The 17,518-nt window shown below is 47.4% G+C and carries 14 protein-coding genes; 7 read left to right on the top strand and 7 right to left on the bottom strand.

Translation table 11 applies throughout. The annotated features are described in order from the left end of the window. The first annotated feature begins 12 nt into the window (after window positions 1–12). From edd to EK374_RS10395, 3 genes are read left to right on the top strand one after another with little or no spacing between them, the layout of a single operon-like run. Window positions 13–1,845, top strand: coding sequence for a phosphogluconate dehydratase (edd, locus tag EK374_RS10405; RefSeq protein WP_127022915.1), 1,833 nt, complete (start codon window positions 13–15; stop codon window positions 1,843–1,845). Beyond that, window positions 1,838–2,806 (top strand): glucokinase, encoded by a 969-nt coding sequence (gene glk, locus EK374_RS10400; protein ID WP_127022912.1) that lies wholly within the window; start codon window positions 1,838–1,840, stop codon window positions 2,804–2,806. The genes edd and glk overlap by 8 nt, the downstream gene beginning before the upstream one ends. 4 nt (window positions 2,807–2,810) lie before the next feature. Then, entirely contained in the window at window positions 2,811–3,467 is a 657-nt protein-coding gene (locus EK374_RS10395) for a bifunctional 4-hydroxy-2-oxoglutarate aldolase/2-dehydro-3-deoxy-phosphogluconate aldolase (RefSeq protein ID WP_127022908.1), read from the top strand. A gap of 170 nt (window positions 3,468–3,637) precedes the next feature. Here EK374_RS10395 and EK374_RS10390 read toward each other — a convergent pair whose 3' ends face one another. Then, window positions 3,638–5,020 carry an apiosidase-like domain-containing protein gene (locus EK374_RS10390; protein WP_206099333.1) on the bottom strand — a complete coding sequence of 461 codons (1,383 nt, stop codon included), beginning with the start codon at window positions 5,018–5,020 and terminating at the stop codon, window positions 3,638–3,640. 387 nt (window positions 5,021–5,407) lie between these two features. Here EK374_RS10390 and EK374_RS10385 point away from each other — a divergent pair, with 387 nt between their 5' ends. Both EK374_RS10385 and EK374_RS10380 read left to right on the top strand, forming a co-directional pair. Beyond that, window positions 5,408–5,632: a hypothetical protein gene (locus tag EK374_RS10385; protein WP_127022905.1), complete on the top strand. Its 225-nt coding sequence runs from the start codon at window positions 5,408–5,410 to the stop codon at window positions 5,630–5,632. 252 nt (window positions 5,633–5,884) lie between these two features. Next, complete coding sequence (locus EK374_RS10380; RefSeq protein WP_127022902.1) at window positions 5,885–6,334, top strand: energy transducer TonB; 450 nt, start codon at window positions 5,885–5,887, stop codon at window positions 6,332–6,334. 114 nt (window positions 6,335–6,448) lie between these two features. On the opposite strand, the gene EK374_RS10375 is transcribed toward EK374_RS10380, so the two are convergent. The 6 genes from EK374_RS10375 to EK374_RS10350 form a co-directional block, all read right to left on the bottom strand. After that, on the bottom strand, window positions 6,449–7,144 hold the full coding sequence (locus tag EK374_RS10375) for a response regulator transcription factor (protein WP_127022899.1): 696 nt from the start codon (window positions 7,142–7,144) through the stop codon (window positions 6,449–6,451). Further along, window positions 7,141–8,445: a sensor histidine kinase gene (locus EK374_RS10370; RefSeq protein WP_127022896.1), complete on the bottom strand. Its 1,305-nt coding sequence runs from the start codon at window positions 8,443–8,445 to the stop codon at window positions 7,141–7,143. Before EK374_RS10370 ends, EK374_RS10375 begins: the two co-directional genes overlap by 4 nt. A gap of 1 nt (window position 8,446) precedes the next feature. Beyond that, a complete protein-coding gene (locus tag EK374_RS10365; RefSeq protein ID WP_127022893.1) occupies window positions 8,447–9,931 on the bottom strand; it encodes a TrkH family potassium uptake protein in 1,485 nt (494 codons plus the stop codon). Between the two features lie 219 nt (window positions 9,932–10,150). Further along, complete coding sequence (locus EK374_RS10360) at window positions 10,151–11,068, bottom strand: histone deacetylase family protein (RefSeq protein ID WP_127022890.1); 918 nt, start codon at window positions 11,066–11,068, stop codon at window positions 10,151–10,153. Next, complete coding sequence (locus tag EK374_RS10355) at window positions 11,069–12,946, bottom strand: GNAT family N-acetyltransferase (protein ID WP_127022888.1); 1,878 nt, start codon at window positions 12,944–12,946, stop codon at window positions 11,069–11,071. An 89-nt stretch (window positions 12,947–13,035) separates the two neighbouring features. Then, window positions 13,036–14,502: an aminotransferase-like domain-containing protein gene (locus EK374_RS10350; RefSeq protein ID WP_127022885.1), complete on the bottom strand. Its 1,467-nt coding sequence runs from the start codon at window positions 14,500–14,502 to the stop codon at window positions 13,036–13,038. A 122-nt stretch (window positions 14,503–14,624) separates the two neighbouring features. Here EK374_RS10350 and EK374_RS10345 point away from each other — a divergent pair, with 122 nt between their 5' ends. Both EK374_RS10345 and EK374_RS10340 read left to right on the top strand, forming a co-directional pair. Then, window positions 14,625–15,533, top strand: coding sequence for a DMT family transporter (locus EK374_RS10345; RefSeq protein ID WP_127022882.1), 909 nt, complete (start codon window positions 14,625–14,627; stop codon window positions 15,531–15,533). Between the two features lie 120 nt (window positions 15,534–15,653). After that, entirely contained in the window at window positions 15,654–17,294 is a 1,641-nt protein-coding gene (locus EK374_RS10340) for an ABC-F family ATPase (RefSeq protein ID WP_233280383.1), read from the top strand. Window positions 17,295–17,518: the final 224 nt, after the last annotated feature.

Raw genomic sequence — 17,518 nt, 5'->3', positions numbered from 1 at the left:
GACGAGGTTAACATGAATCCGGTTATACAACAGGTCACAGACAGAATAGCGGCACGCAGTGAGAAAAGCCGTGCGCTTTATCTGCAGCGGATGGAACAGGCCCGTGCCAAGGGGCCGCACCGCGGAGCTTTGGCCTGTGGCAATCTGGCTCATGGTTTTGCTGCTTGTTCCTCTCAGGAAAAAACTGATTTACGCAGTTTAACCAAAGCAAACATCGGCATTATCTCTTCTTACAACGATATGCTTTCGGCGCATCAGCCTTATGAAGCTTATCCGGCTATTATTAAAGCCGCAGCAGCAGAAGTGGGCAGTGTGGCTCAATTTGCTGGTGGTGTGCCAGCCATGTGTGACGGTGTGACTCAGGGTCAGCCTGGCATGGAGTTGAGTTTATTAAGTCGTGACATTATCGCCATGTCTGCAGCTGTTGGCCTGTCGCACAATATGTTTGACGGCGGCCTGATGCTGGGTATTTGTGACAAGATAGTACCGGGTTTATTAATGGCGGCTTTAAGTTTCGGCCATTTGCCTTTTGTGTTTGTGCCAGCAGGTCCAATGCCATCTGGTATTCCAAACAAAGAAAAAGCCCGTGTTCGTCAGTTGTATGCTGAAGGCAAAGTAGGCCATGAAGAGTTATTAGATTCTGAATCTGCTTCGTACCACAGCGCTGGCACTTGCACCTTCTACGGTACTGCCAACTCAAACCAGCTCGTGGTTGAAGTCATGGGGCTGCATTTACCAGGCTCTTCTTTTGTCAATCCTGGCACGCCATTGCGTGAAGAATTAACCAAAGCTGCTGCCCGCCAGGTGACTCGTTTAACTGACTTAGGCACTGACTACTTACCAATTGCTCACATTGTTGATGTAAAAGCTGTAGTGAACGGTATTGTTGGTTTATTGGCGACAGGTGGTTCTACCAACCACACCATGCACTTAATAGCTGTAGCCCGTTCTGCTGGTTTTATTGTGAACTGGGATGACTTTGCTGATTTATCGCATGCAACGCCATTAGTCACCAAGATTTACCCTAACGGTCAGGCCGATATCAACCACTTCCAGCAAGCGGGTGGTATGGCCTATTTGATCCGTACTTTATTAGACAACGGCTTGCTGCATGAAGATGTCAACACAGTAGCTGGTCCTGGTTTACGTCGTTATACCCAAACTCCTGTTATTCAGGACGGCAAATTAGTATGGGTAGACGGCCCGACAGAGTCTTCTGATCTAACAGTACTGGCTGATGCGGCAAAGCCGTTTAAAGATCACGGTGGTTTGCAGGTGTTATCCGGCAACGTTGGCCGTGGTGTAATTAAAACTTCAGCACTGCGTGAAGGTACAGAAATAGTGCAGGCTCCGGCTGTGGTGTTCTCCAGTCAACATGAATTAGATGCCGCTTTTAAAGCTGGTGATTTAAATAAAGATTGTGTAGTGGTTGTGCGTTTCCAGGGCCCTCGAGCCTGTGGTATGCCAGAACTGCATAAACTGACGCCGCCTTTGGGTGTGTTACAAGACCGTGGTTTCCATGTGGCTTTAGTCACAGACGGCCGTATGTCAGGCGCTTCAGGTAAGGTGCCAGCTGCTATCCACGTCACACCAGAAGCAGTTGACGGTGGCGTGATCGCTAAAATTCAAACCGGCGATATGATGTTGGTGGATGGTATCAACGGCGTATTAAAAGTATTAGTGTCGGATGAAGAACTGGCGAAACGTGAAGTCGCTACCCGTGATATGACTGATAGTCACTGGGGTATGGGCCGCGAAATGTTTGGCGGTCTGCGTACCGTGATCACTGGCGCAGAACAAGGTGCCTGCAGTCTGTTCAATACAGAGGAGCAGTACCATGGCTGATATTCAGTTCGCTATTGTTGCTGATATTGGCGGCACTAACGCACGTTTTAGTCGTGTTGATTTAGACAGCCTGCATTTAGACAAAGTAGCGGTTTATCCGTGCGCAGACTTTGATACCTTGGCTGACGCTTTGCAGTTCTACCGTGCTGAGCAAGGTTTAACAGCAATTCGACATGTGGCTTTGGCCATTGCCTGTCCTGTGACAGGAGACTTTGTCAAAATGACCAATTTCCGCTGGCAGTTTTCTGTAAGCCAAATGAAAGCTGATTTGGATTTGGCCGAGTTTATCGTACTGAACGATTTTACCGCTGTGGCCATGAGCCTACCGGCGCTAAAACAAACTGAACTGGTGCAAATTGGTGAAGGCCATGCCGATCAATTTAAACCTATGGCGGTGTTAGGCGCTGGTACAGGTTTAGGCGTGGCACATTTAATTCCTACTGCTTTAGGTTATTTGCCATTACCAGGCGAGGGCGGTCATGTCGACTTTACCGCTCAAACCGAACAGGAATGGTTTATTCATAAATTCCTGGCCAATAAATATGGTCATGTCAGCCCGGAGCGTTTGTTATCTGGCCCTGGTCTGGAAGATTTGTATCTGGCTATTGCTGCGTTTAACAACAAAGTGGTTGAGCCATTAAACGCAGCCCAGATTGCAGGCAAAGCTCTAGATGGCAGCTGTGTTTTATGCAAAGCCGTTATTGAGCAGTTTTTTGCCAGTTTAGGCGGTTTGGCAGGGGATTTAGCCCTAACGTTGAGCACCTTCGGCGGCGTCTTTGTCGCTGGTGGTATTACGCCAAAATTACTGGGGCTGATGAATCAAAGCGAATTCAGAACCCGATTTGAAGCAAAAGGCCGGTTTAAAGACTTCAACCGCCGTATTGCAACTTTTGTCGTCACTGCGGAGCAACCAGGTTTAACTGGCTGTGCAGTCTACTTAAAACAACATATGGCGAGTTAACACTATGGCATTTGAAAATTGGCAACTACAACCTGACGTTTTGTTCGCACAAGGCCCTGTGGTGCCCGTCATTGTGATCAAAGATTTAGCAGACGCTGTTCCTATGGCGAAAGCTTTAGTGGCAGGCGGCATTAAAGTACTGGAAGTGACTTTACGTACTCCTGTGGCTCTGGATGCAATACGTTTATTAGCCACTGAAGTGCCTGACGCCATAGTAGGTGCTGGCACTGTCACTACAGCCAAACAGCTGGACGATGTGATAGCAGCTGGTGCGCGCTTTGCCATCAGCCCGGGTTCGACCCGTGAACTGCTGCAAGCGGGTAAAGACAGCGTGATCCCATTGATCCCAGGTATCGCCAGTATTTCTGAGCTGATGGAAGGCACAGCAGTAGGGTACACCCACTTTAAGTTTTTCCCGGCTGAAGCTGCTGGTGGCGTAAAAACCTTAAAATCTATTCACGGCCCATTCTCTGACATACGTTTTTGCCCAACAGGCGGCATTAACGAGAAAAACTTCAAAGAATACCTGGCCTTACCAAACGTACGTTGCGTAGGTGGTAGCTGGATAGTGCCGGACGATGCTATTAAAAACAAAGAATGGCATAAAATCACTGAGCTCTGTTTAGCCGCAGTAGAAGAAGCAAAAACAGTACAGAAGTAATACCTTTTGTTAGGCATAGATTGATAAGAAGAACCCGACTTTGGTCGGGTTTTTTTATGAGATTAGTACATCGACAATCTGCTTCAGTACGTATCTATTGGCCCATGTATACCATACAACTTACCAACAGGAGTTACCAAAAAGCCCTTTGATCACGACAGGCAGAGCTCTTAATGCTTCTTGAGAATAAGAACCCAATCATTACCTCGTGCTCTGTGCCCAGGCGGGTCAAATTGGGCGAGTCCTGTGGATCGAGGTAGGGTTGAAAGAGGGAGCTGCGTCGCATCACGAGGATTAAACCAGTAGCCGGCATTAGGCAAGGCAGAAAGGTTGATAGAGAACCTTGCGCCGAATGGGGAATAAACTACGACCAGACGTCCGTCGGCAGTCGCAGCCATGCGGATGGCTTCTGGCCCCTGTTGTGGTCCCTCAATCAGCAGCGATTGTGCCGAGCGTAGCATAGTCCAGGGTAGGCTGGTAAATAAAGCTTTCATATAACCCATTTGATATGCGCCAGGGAAATACAATGCTTGCTGCCAAGCGGTCTGGGGTTCAAGTATGCCGTGCAAACCGGGCTCCCACATTTGCCAAATACTGTGGTGGCCATAGGAATGGCCAAGTGCGCCTGCCAAGATTGACCAGTAAGCAGCGCGGCGAACCTCAAAGGCTCCAAATCTGCCATTTTCGGATTTAAATCCTATAGGAATATCTTCATAAGGTGGTTCAGCATCCAGTGCTGGCTTGGTCGGAATACGGTTAGTGTCTTTAAGCGTGTCGTTATAATTACCGTAATCAGCTTCGCCATGGCCGCTTTGGTGCATATTAAAGCTAAGCCAAGGCGTATCGTGGAAAAAGTTTGCTGAGGAGTGGCGCCCTTGCGGGTGATAGCTGATTAGGTGGCGTCCACCATCACCTTCCTGAAGCCCGGCGGCCATGGCATTGATTATGACAAAGTCTTCCGGCTCCTCTGGTATACGGTCTCCTCCCAGTACCCAGACAATAGAAGCCCTGGCATAGCGCTGCCCCAGAAACTTTCCGAACGCTCGGGCATTTTCGGCGTTGAAAATCTCCGGGCCTGTACCCCATTTCTTATTAAATTTATCGCCCCAGCTTGGCAGTAGTGCTACGACCAGTCCCAATTCATTGGCACGTTTAATGACGCGATCGACGTGATTAAAAAAGGCTGCATTGGGGCGCGTTGGGTCAAGGTCATGAAGAGGTAGATCTCCATTAGCATTGGGAATACGCAAGCCGTCCTGCTCGGCGAGTATAACGGTTTGTATTACGGTGAACCCCTGATCGCGTCTTATAGTTAAGTAGCTGTCGGTTTGTTGGTAATCGAGTCGATGCAACATTTCCCATGCGGTATCGGCCAACCAAAAAAAAGGCTGATGAGTTGAAGATTGTAAATGACGACTATCCGGACTGATCTGCAGTTGTGGCGCGAGGTTGTTTGGGGTCAAATTTGAATCAAAAGCAGCACCAGAGTTTAGGGGTGTGCAACTGAGCTGGAAATACACTGAAATGAGCAGAACCGACATAGGTAGTTTCATCGTTATCCCTCTTTATTTCGAAACGTTTTGGTGTCAGGTTCAAACTTTCGCCGTCACCTATTTGTATCTGTTTGAACTTCGTCACGCTCATGTGATGAGCCGCCTCCCGTCTTGATATAAGAAGAGGTGACCAAACTAAAAGAGGCGATTCATCTTGTCTACCTAAACATTGGGCGTGGATCTTGGCAAGCTCAGTTGTCATCTGATTGGGCAAGTCTTGACCCTAAAGGTTGCTCTTTTCAGTCATTTCAGAAAACCTTTGAAATAGAGTTGCATCGGAGTTAATTTAGTGTGAGATTGGTAATAAATGAAGGCAAGAAGATGCTCGATTTGCTGACGGGCATCCTTTTTGAAAATACAGTGCTATAAAGCACAAGGAGAATTCAGTTGAATTTAAATGCAACATTAGTCGGCCAGTTCATTTTCATATTTGCTCTTATTATGGGAGCAGTTTGTTACTACCTTGGCCGCCGTAAAACACAAACCCCAGTATTGGCTAGTCTACTCGGAGTTATGCTTTCTATTATTCCCCCTTTGAGTCTGGTCTATCTGGTGGTATTAGTACTTAAAAAAGATATAAGTCCAACTCCTGCGGCACTAAGTGGGTTATAACAAAGTGAGGTCACATGCTATCACTGCGTGATCTCTGCAAGCAAAGGCCTAGGGTATGTTTGGTTTCTTAAAAGGTGCTATAGAAATGTTTGAACACCATAGAAAAGACAACAGTAATACTGCCAACAACTAAAAACGGACTTATGCACTGCTCCTTGCAGCCTGCTCTTGGTCTATGATAAGGTTTATTCAGTGTTCCTCATTTTCTAACATTACATTGGATTTACTGTTCAAACTCAACAAGGAAAGTAGATGAAAATTTTTTCCACCAGTCTGGTATTTTTTACTTTTGCGTCATTCTTCACATCAGCCAATACAGTCTACGGTGATGTGTTGTTGACTGAAATACAACCCAAAGCTGGCGAAACTCTTTGGTCACAAACCAACAAATTTACTCCACTGTATCCAGTCGAATTGGCAAGCAACGGTATAGCAGGATGCGCTGTGTTTAACGTTGATATCGATGAGAACGGTAAGACAAGGCGAATGGAGTTAGTCAGTTCTGTTCCAGCTAAAGTGGTAGTTAAACCTGCTAAAAAAATGATCAAGAGTTTGAAGTGGCACAACACGACAACCAAAGCTGATGCTGCAGAACAAAAATTGCTTCGGCTTGATTTTTGTTTGGGTGGGAAAGATGTGAATGAAGCCGCTGCGCGATGCAAATACCAATCGTCGCTGCAGTGCGGTGAAGATGCCAATTAATTTATTGTTTTAATACACAAATGGATTTTTGAATACTTGGAATTAAAAATGGGAGGTATTGCTCCCATTTTAACCGCAGTTAAAAGTAGAGGTTAGGCAGCCATCAACCTTTGCCTACTCACAAAGCCTGTAGCCAACTCCAGCCTCGGTTTTTAAATGCCGTGGTGCTGATGGATTATCTTCCAGTTTTTGTCGTAGCTGCGCCATATGCACGCGAATGTATTCGGGTCTGTCCTGATAATGTTCGCCCCAGACCTGCTGCAAAATTTGATTGTGCGTCAGTGCTGAACCTAAATGGCGCACCAGCAGTAATAAAATATCGTATTCGGTTTTGGTCAGATGTACTTGCACGCCAGCTTTGGTGACACTGCGCTGCACTGGATCCAACTTGATATCGGCAAAAGCGAGCGGCTTGGCGGTTTTTTGTTGTTGCCGTAACGTGGCTCTGACGCGAGCTAAAAGCTCGGCTGAACTAAAAGGTTTAGTAACATAGTCATTCGCGCCAGAGTCTAAAGCCCGCACTTTGTCCTGCTCTTTACCCCGGGCTGAAATCACTATCACAGGTACTTCGGACCAGCTGCGTAGTTGTTGCAACCATTCAATGCCATCCATATCGGCTAAACCTAAATCCAGCAGAATTAAATCAAAACTGTGTTGTTTTAACAGTGCAAAACCTTGTTGGCCTTCTGCATGGATCTGGCATTGATAACCCTGGCTTTGCAGCAGAGTGTGTAAAAAGCTTTGTAGCCCCGGGTCGTCTTCAAGCACCAATAAACGAGTAGGTGTGACAGTGGTTACTGTGTTCGTCATAGTGGCCACTCCAAGGCTGCCGTTACTTTTCCTGGTTCTGACTGAGTGTGCAGTTCAAACTTGCCTTGATGCAAAGCAGCGACCGCCTGACAAATATTAAGCCCTAAACCATGGCCTTTATCACGGGCTGCTGGCGCGGCAGATTTAACGCCGTTACTCAACCGGACAAAACAGTGCGAGCCAGTTTGGCCCATGCTTAATTCACAAGGTGCAGCACCATGACGCAAAGCGTTTTCCAGCATATTGGCCAGCGCTATTTCAAGTAGCTCCAGATCGCCCTTTAAAGGCGCTGAAGTGCTGCACTGCAAATAGGTGCTGAGTTCGGCCGCTTGATCGCCTCGCCGCGCCAGCGCTCCTGCTACTAAATCGTCTGAGCTGAAATCGCTGTGCTGAATTTGATGGGTGGTCAGTTGGGCTTTGCTCAGCTCCAGTACTTTTTCAAAATGCTGATTTAAAATCTGGCTTTGTTGATAGATGTTCTGCGCCTGCTGCTGTCGTTGCTCCGTGCTCAAATGCAACTCTGGATCGGCCAGCATACTGGATGCCCCCATAATGGTAGCTAAAGGGGTACGTAAGTCGTGCGATAGGGACCGTAATAACATGGCTTTTTGTTGCTCCAGCTGAGCTTTCATTCTGTCTTGCTGAGCTTTTTCTCTTAATTCCAGACGGACATAACTTTGTGCCAACAAGGATTGAGCCGTATGCAATAAAGTTGGGTGGCTGGATAAAAAAGACTGTGGCACCACAATCCATGCAGCTGCCGGAGTGCCTACAGCGAGCACCGCATGTTCGGCCACTGCTTTTGGTGCTGGTCCCATAACCACTTGAACTGCGGCTCCTAAACGACGACTTAATAATTTAGCTGCATAAGCACATTGTTTGTGCCAATCCTGCCTTTGCCCCAAACCTTTGGCCAGCATATACATACCACGGGTTTGTGACATGGCATAACGTAACCGCTTTACCTGCTGTTTGGATCGATCAGACAGCAGGCTGATTAACAACCCCAGCAATACCATCACCACAAAACTGATAAAAAAACTGGCATCGTGTACGTCAAAAGTGTAGTAGGGCGGCACAAAACACCAGTTCAGCATAAGCACCGACACCAAAGTAGTTAAACTTGCCCAGCGCCAGCCATACTGCTGCGCCTGCCAAGCCACCCACAGCAATTGCAGCATGGCAACATCGGTAGGGCTTATCCAGTCTCGCAGCGGCAAACATAGCAGTATGATCACTAAAGGCAGCAGAAAAGTTCCGGCCAGTTCTGCTAGATAGGGCAGTTTAAAGGCTTTGGCCATCTCAGAACCGCCAGTATGAAGGTGTAAACAAAATAAGTAAGGTCAAAATTTCTAATCGTCCCATTAACATACCTAAACTCAGCCACCATTTTGCAGCGTCTGGTAAAGTCGAAAAATTACCGGCCGGGCCTATGACACTGCCAAGGCCCGGGCCAACGTTCGCCACAGCTGTTGCAGCTCCTGTCACTGCTGTGACTAAATCCAGCTCACAAAAGGACAAGGCCATAGCAATAAAAGCTATGGTCGCAAAATAGATAAAACAAAAGGCCAGCACGTTGCCCAAAAGCTGATCATCTACTTTTTTTCCGCCATAACTCTGGCTCCAGACCGCCTTTGGATGCACCAACAATTTTAACTGCTTTATCAGTAACATAGCAGCTAACTGAATACGGAATATTTTTAAGCCACCCGAAGTCGAGCCCGAACAAGCACCGGCAAAGGTTAAGTAGAAAAACAGCATAATGGCCATGTTACCCCAGACTGTATAGTCCTCGGAAGCGTAACCACAGGTGGTAATAATGGACACTACATTAAACAGGCTATGGGTCAGCGCATCAAAAACGGCTCTGTCGTTATGTACCACCTGATATGCAGTGAGCAGCACACTGCAAAACAGCACTATGGCAACAAAAGCCCGTACTTGTGGATCGCGCCACAAAGATGTTTTATCGCCTTTAGCAAAACTGACAAAAAGTACAAAAGGCATAGCGGCCAGCATCATAAAAAAGCTGCTTAACCAGAAAATTTGCGGTGAATCTTTATAAAATCCAAAAGAGGAGTCGTAATTGGCAAAACCACCTGTAGCTACTGTGGTCATTGCATGGGTAATAGCGTCAAAGCCTGTCATGCCAGCCAGATAATAGGTGGTCATAGTACAGGCGGTCAGTACCAGATAAACCAAGCCAATAGCGGCAGACAGGGTAGAGCTACGTGGCAGAATTTTATCTGAAGTGTCTGAGCTTTCAGTTTTAAATAATCGCATACCGCCTATTTTCAGTGCGGGTAAAATGGCTATGGCCATCACGATGATCCCTATACCCCCCATCCAGTTCAGCACAGCGCGCCAGAACAAAATGCCTTTTGGCATGGTATCCAATCCAGACAACACAGTTGAACCTGTGGTCGTGACAGCAGAAACGGTTTCAAACACTGCGTCTGTTAAAGTGCAATTGGGCACTATCAGCCACAATGGAATAGCCGAAAAGACACAAAGCGACAGCCAGCTTAAAGTGGTGAGTAAAAATAGCTGCCGATGTTTAATATCTTTGGCGTCGCGGCCTTTATGCACCAGCGTATAACCCAAAGCTGCTGTAAAAAGCGCAGATCCTAAAAACACCCAAAAGCTGCTTTCGTGATAAAGAAGGGATACTGCCATAGCGACCAGCTTGACCGCTGACAACATCAGCAACAAATACCCTAACACCCTATACATCAGGTAACGACTTGAGATTTTTACTGCGGAACCCAACACCAAAGTGGCAGCCATAAAATTTTATCCGGCGTTAAACAACCTTGGAAGTTTAAGGCTTTATGTCCCCGGTGGTTATAAAGATTGTATAAGGATTTATTGTAGGGGCGGGTCTTGCACCCGCCCGTCTCAAGGTACCGCGGTACAGATGGATGGGCCGGGACAAGCCGCGGCCCCTACATACCGCCCGTCTCATATAATCCAAACCTGAAAACCTTTATCCCCGCCCGTAGATGGTCACAACTGCCCCTTTAGATAACTCACCACACTACGCGCCAGCGGGCTATGTTCGTAACCGCCTTCGAGCATAGAAACCAAACGCCCGCCGCAATAGCGATCGGCTATTTGCTTCAACTGCTGCCCCAACCACAAATAATCCAGCTCTGTTAGTTTCATCTGGCCCATATCATCTTCAATATGCGCATCAAAACCAGCTGATACCAATACCAGCTCGGGCTGAAACTGCAGCATCAGCGGCAGCCATTCTTCAGTAAAGCGCTGTTGGTATAAAGCGCCTGTAGTGCCCGCAGCTAAAGGCATTTTGACTATGGATGGGGTATGAGCAACAGGGTCAGTGTAGGGGTAAAACGGATGCTGAAAGGACGAAAAGAACTTTACCCTGGGTTCGTGCTGGAAAATATCTTCAGTGCCATTGCCATGGTGTACGTCAAAATCCACAATCAGCACACGTTGCAACCCATACTGCTGCATGGCATAAGCGGCCGCTATGGCGATATTATTAAAAATACAAAAGCCTTTGGCCGCTTTGTATTCTGCATGATGCCCTGGTGGGCGTGTTAAACAAAAGGCCTGAGTGTCTGAGTGCTGCATCACTAAATCTACCGCATTAATACCGGAACCTGCCGAATACAAAGCCGCATTGAGTGATTTTGCATTGGCTTGTGTATCGTCATCCAGCCAGACATGGCCAGTATCGGGCACAGCATCAAATATATGGTCGACATAAGCCGGGTCGTGAGCCAGATACAACTGCTCCATACTGGCCGGAGTGGCATCCCGTTGTTGCACCACAAACTCCAGGCCTGAACTTAATAACTGGTCCTGTACTGCATAAATGCGCGACGCTGCTTCCGGATGATCGAGACCTATGTCGTACGACAAACAGCGGCCATGGCTGAAGATCACTAAACTCATTTACTGCTTCTCTGGTTCCGCTACTTTTAATGGCAGCTCTAAATAGACTTCATCTGGATCGCCACTGGCGATACGTTTAAATCCAGCTTTTTCAAACACCTTTTGCATCGGCTTATTGTCGGCTCGCACATAAGCCATCATACGGTTGAGTTCGCGTATGCGGGCAATTCTGATCATTTCTTCCAGCAGCCTTTTGGCCATGCCTTTGCCATGGTGTTTTTCACGTGTAACAAATGCCACTTCAGCACTGTTGTCAGTTTCATTCAGGTAATAACGGCCTACGGCCTGAATTTCCAGTACTGAGCCTTGTTGTTTGACAATACAAAGCGCCAGATCACGGGATTGATCGACACTGACTAAAGTACAGGATTTTTCTCTGCTCATTTGTTTGGGATGGTGGTTATAACGCAGCAGCAAAGTTTCTTTGGTATGAGAGTAAAAAAACTCCTGCAGCCGGCGCTCATCAGCCGGATTTAATGCCCGCAAATCAAACTGTTCACCAGCAATGGTTAAAGTTTTAACACCTACTTTGCCTAGTTCCACCACATCTTTGAGGTAGTCTTTTTGGTAATGTGGCACCCAGTAGCGGGTACGAACTTCATCCAGCAGCTGTTTACGAAACTTCGGATGAGCTACCCGAATAAGTTCCAGCGCGCGTTCGCGGATACTTTTACCCCGCAAGGAGGCGACACCAAACTCTGTGACCACATAATGCACGTGGCCACGCGACGTCACCACGCCGCCGCCTTCAGTGACAGTAGCGACAATACGCGAGACTGTGCCGTTTTTAGCAGTCGAAGGCAGGGCGATAATAGGTTTGCCGCCTTTACTCATTGAGGCGCCTCGGCTGAAATCGACCTGGCCACCAATGCCGCTGTAGAATCTATGCCCAATCGAATCCGATACCACCTGGCCTGTTAAATCGACTTCTATAGCGCTGTTAATAGCGATCATGGCGTCGTTACGGGCAATATTGGTCGGGGAATTCACATATTCACTGGGGTAAAATTCAACATGAGGGTTACCATCAACAAAGTCATACAAGGCTTTGCTGCCCATACAAAAACTGGTGACTGTCTTGCCCGGGTGAAAGTTTTTTTTCCTGTTGTTAATCACGCCTTTGGTGATCAGTTCCATCACACCGTCGGAAATGACTTCAGAATGTACACCTAAGTCTTTGTGATTGCCCAGGTAACGTAAAACGGCCTCAGGGATTTTTCCTATCCCCAGCTGTAAAGTCGCGCCGTCTTCAATCAACATAGACACGTACTGGCCAATACGTTCCGTCACTTCATCCAACACAGGTGGCGGTAGTTCGGGCAAATCTTCGGCCTGTTCGATAAAGGCATGGATTTGGCTTTGGTGGATAAAGGTATACCCATTGGTGCGCGGCATCTTAGGGTTAATTTGCGCTATAACTTTTTTGGCAGAACGCACCGCAGCTGATACGGCATCAACAGAGACACCCAAAGAACAATAACCAAAAGCATCAGGCGGACTGACCATGACTAAAGCCGCGTCTAAAGGCAAAATTTCATTTTTAAATAAAGCGGGGACTTCAGATAAAAAACAAGGGGTGTAGTCGGCACGACCTTCAGCCACAGCACTGCGGACTTTGTCACCTGCAATAAATAACGCATTGATTTTAAATAAGTCGCTGTAACGTTGTTCGGCCCAACTGTTATCAGCCAGCACCATCAATTGCACCAGCTCTATATCATGCAGGTTTTTACTGCGGGCCATTAAATCGGCCAGCAACGCCTGAGGCGCGGCAGCATGGGAGCCAATAAAAATGCGGTTACCGGATTGCAGTAGTGCACTCCAGTCCAGTGATTTTGCCTGAGACTTATCTGAGGTTTTATCTGAGGTTTTGGCCATACCACATCCTTTTTCTTTACCATGTCAGATTACAAGGGTTTTGTCTGCATTGAATTGTAGGGGCGGGTCTTGCACCCGCCCGTCTAAAATTACAATTCAGTATTCATTGCCAAAGAAATACTGTCTCTGATCTGGCGCAATTCCTCAGCCAATATCAGCCAAAATTGTTGATCCAGGCATTGTGCCACATTAAGGCGCGTATACTGATCGGCATCGGGCAGGGTGCTGAACTGTGAACCTGGTGCCAATACAACCTGACGCTGCTGCAAGCGTTCTGACAATAAACTGCTGCTGACGCCTTCTGGCAGTTTGACCCAACATAAAAAACCTGCTGATGGTTCTGCCCATATCTGACAATCCAGCTGCTTTAGTTTTGAAAACACCAAGCTGCGGGCTTGCTGTAAACGACGCTTTAATTGCTCAAGGTGACGCCGATAACCTCCACCGGTTAATAGCGCGTACACCAGGCGTTCCATAGTATTGGAAGTCGATATACCGCTGATGAGTTTTAGATCGGTCAATACCGCAATAGTAGCTGGTGCTGCAGCAATAAAACCCACCCGCAAATCTGCTGACAAGGTTTTCGACATACTACCTAAGTAAATGGTTTCAAAACCATTATTTGACTGAAATCCTGCCATCGACGCGTAACGCGATACCGGCTGAGTTTCAAAGTCAGCATAAATATCATCTTCAATCAACAAGCACTGATGCTGTTGCAGCAGTTGCAATACCGCAAAAGCGCGGGCTGGATGGATACTCAAAGACACAGGGTTCGATAACACTGAATTGGTTAAATAGGCTTTGGGTTGGTACTGCTGCACCAATTGCTGCATCACAGCTAAATCCGGGCCTTCCTTAGTGCGTGGCACTACCAGCAACTGCACCTGATGCAAACGCAGCAAAGCAAAGAAGTTATAAAAGCCCGGATCATCCACCATCACCCAATCACCGGGTTTCAGATGCAATCGAAACACTAAATCCAGCGCATGTGAGGCGCTATAGGTCAGCAGAATATGAGCAGGTTCTGTGGCAATAGATAACTGTGACAAACGCTGAGTGAAATACTGGCGCAAGGGGAAATAGCCCTGAGCCGAGCCATAGTCGGTTAAAGACTGAGGCTGACGTGCTAAATCGCGCATCGCCTGGCGTATTTCCTGATCCGGCATCCAATCCGGCGATAACCAACCGGCTGATGCTTTGATCCAATGAGGTTCACGCAGCAGCGTTTGGCGCATCAGGGCGACATCCTGCCGTCTACTACTTTGGCTGGCGCTGGATTCCAGTTGCTGTTGCTGCTCAGTTAAACGGCTGACATAGACCCCACTGCCAGGCTGAGAACGGACAAAACCAGCGGCAGAGAGTTTTTCATACAGCTCTGCCACTGTAAATTTACTGATTTCTAAATGTGCAGCTAAAAGCCGGATCGATGGCAGCCGTGCACCAGCAATCCAGCGGCCGGACTGTATGGCTTGCTGTGCCTGCAGATAAAGCTGACTGCTAAAACTTTCTTTGCTGGCTTTATCCAGCTGCCACTGCGCTAGTGCAATTGTCATGGAATTTTCACCTGTACAGTTCAGTCGTCTTTGTAGGTAACTGTCCTGATTGTCATGGTATTTAGCTTTGTATACTAACTGAAGTTGGCTGACTGTCCAGCCGCTTATAGGGAGTATTTGTCATGTCCGTAGTCTCTGTTTCACCACAAGAGCAAAGCAGCTCGCCGTTTTGGCAAAAGCCTCTGGTGCAAGGCTTATGGTTTGGTGGCTTAGGCATGCTGATGTTCTCAGCTGGTTTACCAGCAACTCGAATGGCAGTGCTTGATATGCCGCCGGTTTTTGTCGGCGCGGGTAGGGCTTTGATAGCAGCGCTATTGGCTTTGATGCTGCTACTGATCACAAGACAAAAATTACCTACAGCAAAACAATGGCAGGGCTTGGCTGTAGTGGCTTTGGGTTCAGTGTTTGCTTACCCGGTTTTGTCCGCTTTGGCATTGCAGCAGGTTGGAGCCAGTCACGGCATTCTGGTCACCAGTGTGATGCCACTTTTTACTGCCTTTTTTGGCGCTTACTTAACTAAACAATGGCCACGAATTGGCTTTTGGGTGTTTGCACTGCTGGGGGCCGCTTGTGTTGCGCTTTATGCGTTACAACACAGCACTGGCCCTTTTCAGCTCGCTGATGGTTATCTGGTGTTAGCGAGTTTTTTATGCGGTTTTAGTTATGCCAAAGGGGCTATTTTATCCAAAGAACTCGGCAGCTGGCAGGTGATCTGCTGGGCGCTGGTGATGTCCATTCCAGTCCTGCTGCCATGGGTCTGGGCTTATCAGCCCGATTATACAGCTGTGTCGCTGCAGTCCTGGCTGGCGCTGGGGTATTTGTCTGTGTTTACCATGTTTATCGGATTTTTCTGCTGGTACAAGGGCTTGGCTATTGGCGGCATTGCTAAAGTCAGTCAGTTACAGCTGTTATCGCCTTTTAGCGGGCTGGTTTTGTGTTCGTTATTACTGGCGGAACCACTGCAATGGATCCACTGGATATTGGCCTTGACTGTGGTGGTTTGTATCGCATTGGGACGTCGCTTTGGCTAATCACACTAAAAACGTCATAAATCACAGAGATACTTTGAGTTTGGCGCTGAAAAAGCGTATAGTGGCGCGCTATTTTTGGGGCTGTGCTGAAAGGTTTAATACCCACAGCACGGCTTGTATATGACTCTTTGTTGGATCAAAAACACTGTGATTTCTACCGCAAATATTACGATGCAATTTGGCGCTAAGCCGCTTTTTGAAAATATCTCCGTTAAATTCGGCGACGGCAACCGCTATGGTTTGATTGGCGCCAACGGCTGCGGTAAATCAACGTTCATGAAGATCCTCAGCAAAGAGTTAGATCCAAGTGGCGGTAACATTTTTGTGGAACCTAACCACCGTGTGGCCAAGCTGCATCAGGACCAGTTTGCTTTTGAGCAATACACAGTAATAGACACAGTGATTATGGGCCACGCTGAACTGTGGGCAGTGAAAGAAGAACGCGACCGTATTTACGCTGATCCAAATATGAGCGAAGAAGACGGTATGCGTGTAGCCGATTTAGAAGTTGCTTTCGGTGAAATGGACGGTTACAGCGCTGAATCCCGTGCAGGTGAATTGTTAATAGGTGTGGGTATTCCGGTTGAACAGCATTTTGGTCCTATGTCTGCGATAGCGCCAGGCTGGAAACTGCGGGTGTTATTGGCGCAGGTCTTATTTGCTGACCCTGAAATCATGTTACTGGACGAACCAACCAACAACTTAGATATCAACACCATCCGTTGGTTGGAAGAAGTGCTGGCTGAACGTAACAGCACCATGGTTATTATTTCGCACGACCGTCACTTCTTAAACAGCGTGTGTACTCATATGGCCGACTTAGATTACGGCGAATTGCGTGTTTACCCTGGTAACTACGATGAATATATGACGGCCGCTACTCAGGCTCGCGAACGACTGCTGGCCGATAACGCCAAGAAAAAAGCTCAGATTGCTGAATTACAAACCTTCGTAAGCCGTTTCTCTGCCAATGCTTCGAAAGCACGTCAGGCGACCTCCCGTGCCAAACAAATTGATAAAATTCAGCTGGCTGAAGTAAAAGCGTCCAGCCGGGTCAATCCATTTATCCGTTTTGATCAGCAAAAGCAACTGTACCGTTTAGCTTTAGAAGTGAACGAATTAAACAAGAGCTTTGACGATTTACATGTACTGAACAAGCTAGACCTGACCATTGAAGTGGGTGAAAAAGTTGCGATCCTCGGTACCAACGGTATTGGTAAATCCACTTTCTTAAAATGTCTGGTCGGTGATTTAACGCCAGAATCCGGTATCGTCAAATGGTCTGAAAACGTCAATATCGGTTATTACGCTCAGGATCACGAATACGAATTCGCGGACGAGAAACGCGATATGACGTTGTTTGACTGGATGAGCCAGTGGAAACAGCCTTCTGACGACGAGCAGGCTATCCGCGGTATTTTGGGTCGCTTATTGTTCTCTCAGGATGAAATCAGCAAGCCAACGCGGGTATTATCCGGTGGTGAAAAAGGCCGGATGTTGTTCGGTAAGCTGATGCTGCAACGCCCAAATATTCTGGTAATGGACGAACCGACCAACCACCTGGATATGGAATCAATTGAATCATTGAACATGGCGCTTGAAATGTACAAAGGCACACTGATTTTTGTCAGCCACGACCGTGAATTTGTATCCTCACTGGCGACCCGCATCGTTGAGATGACGGATAACGGTGTACGTAACTTCGCTGGTACTTACGAAGACTATTTAGTGCAGCAAGCTGAACTGGCTGCTCGTTCATAAAACAGCACTAATGTTGTAAGCTAAGAAGCCGGTCAAACACCGGCTTTTTTACTTTTGGGCGAGGACTTATCGGTTATGACAGAATGGCAGAGAGTGGCTGATCTGGTAAGTAGTGTCCGGACCATAGACTTCAGTCAACGGCTGGCTGCTTTTCTTAAAACAGAGTTACACTGTGACCAACTGTGTTGTTGGGCTGCAGAGCAGATAAGCATCCGATTTATTTG

Origin of the sequence: Rheinheimera mangrovi (assembly GCF_003990335.1) — a bacterium.
Classification (GTDB): Bacteria; Pseudomonadota; Gammaproteobacteria; order Enterobacterales; family Alteromonadaceae; genus Pararheinheimera; species Pararheinheimera mangrovi.
This window is presented reverse-complemented; position numbering and strand designations above follow the sequence as displayed.

Coding starts and splice junctions, on each gene's coding strand:
- EK374_RS10340 (WP_233280383.1), top strand. CDS start 15,654: ATGACTCTTTGTTGGATCAAAAACACTGTGATTTCTACCGCAAATATT.
- EK374_RS10355 (WP_127022888.1), bottom strand. CDS start 12,946: ATGGCCAAAACCTCAGATAAAACCTCAGATAAGTCTCAGGCAAAATCA.
- glk (WP_127022912.1), top strand. CDS start 1,838: ATGGCTGATATTCAGTTCGCTATTGTTGCTGATATTGGCGGCACTAAC.
- EK374_RS10350 (WP_127022885.1), bottom strand. CDS start 14,502: ATGACAATTGCACTAGCGCAGTGGCAGCTGGATAAAGCCAGCAAAGAA.
- EK374_RS10395 (WP_127022908.1), top strand. CDS start 2,811: ATGGCATTTGAAAATTGGCAACTACAACCTGACGTTTTGTTCGCACAA.
- EK374_RS10345 (WP_127022882.1), top strand. CDS start 14,625: ATGTCCGTAGTCTCTGTTTCACCACAAGAGCAAAGCAGCTCGCCGTTT.
- EK374_RS10375 (WP_127022899.1), bottom strand. CDS start 7,144: ATGACGAACACAGTAACCACTGTCACACCTACTCGTTTATTGGTGCTT.
- EK374_RS10360 (WP_127022890.1), bottom strand. CDS start 11,068: ATGAGTTTAGTGATCTTCAGCCATGGCCGCTGTTTGTCGTACGACATA.
- EK374_RS10370 (WP_127022896.1), bottom strand. CDS start 8,445: ATGGCCAAAGCCTTTAAACTGCCCTATCTAGCAGAACTGGCCGGAACT.
- edd (WP_127022915.1), top strand. CDS start 13: ATGAATCCGGTTATACAACAGGTCACAGACAGAATAGCGGCACGCAGT.
- EK374_RS10380 (WP_127022902.1), top strand. CDS start 5,885: ATGAAAATTTTTTCCACCAGTCTGGTATTTTTTACTTTTGCGTCATTC.
- EK374_RS10365 (WP_127022893.1), bottom strand. CDS start 9,931: ATGGCTGCCACTTTGGTGTTGGGTTCCGCAGTAAAAATCTCAAGTCGT.
- EK374_RS10390 (WP_206099333.1), bottom strand. CDS start 5,020: ATGAAACTACCTATGTCGGTTCTGCTCATTTCAGTGTATTTCCAGCTC.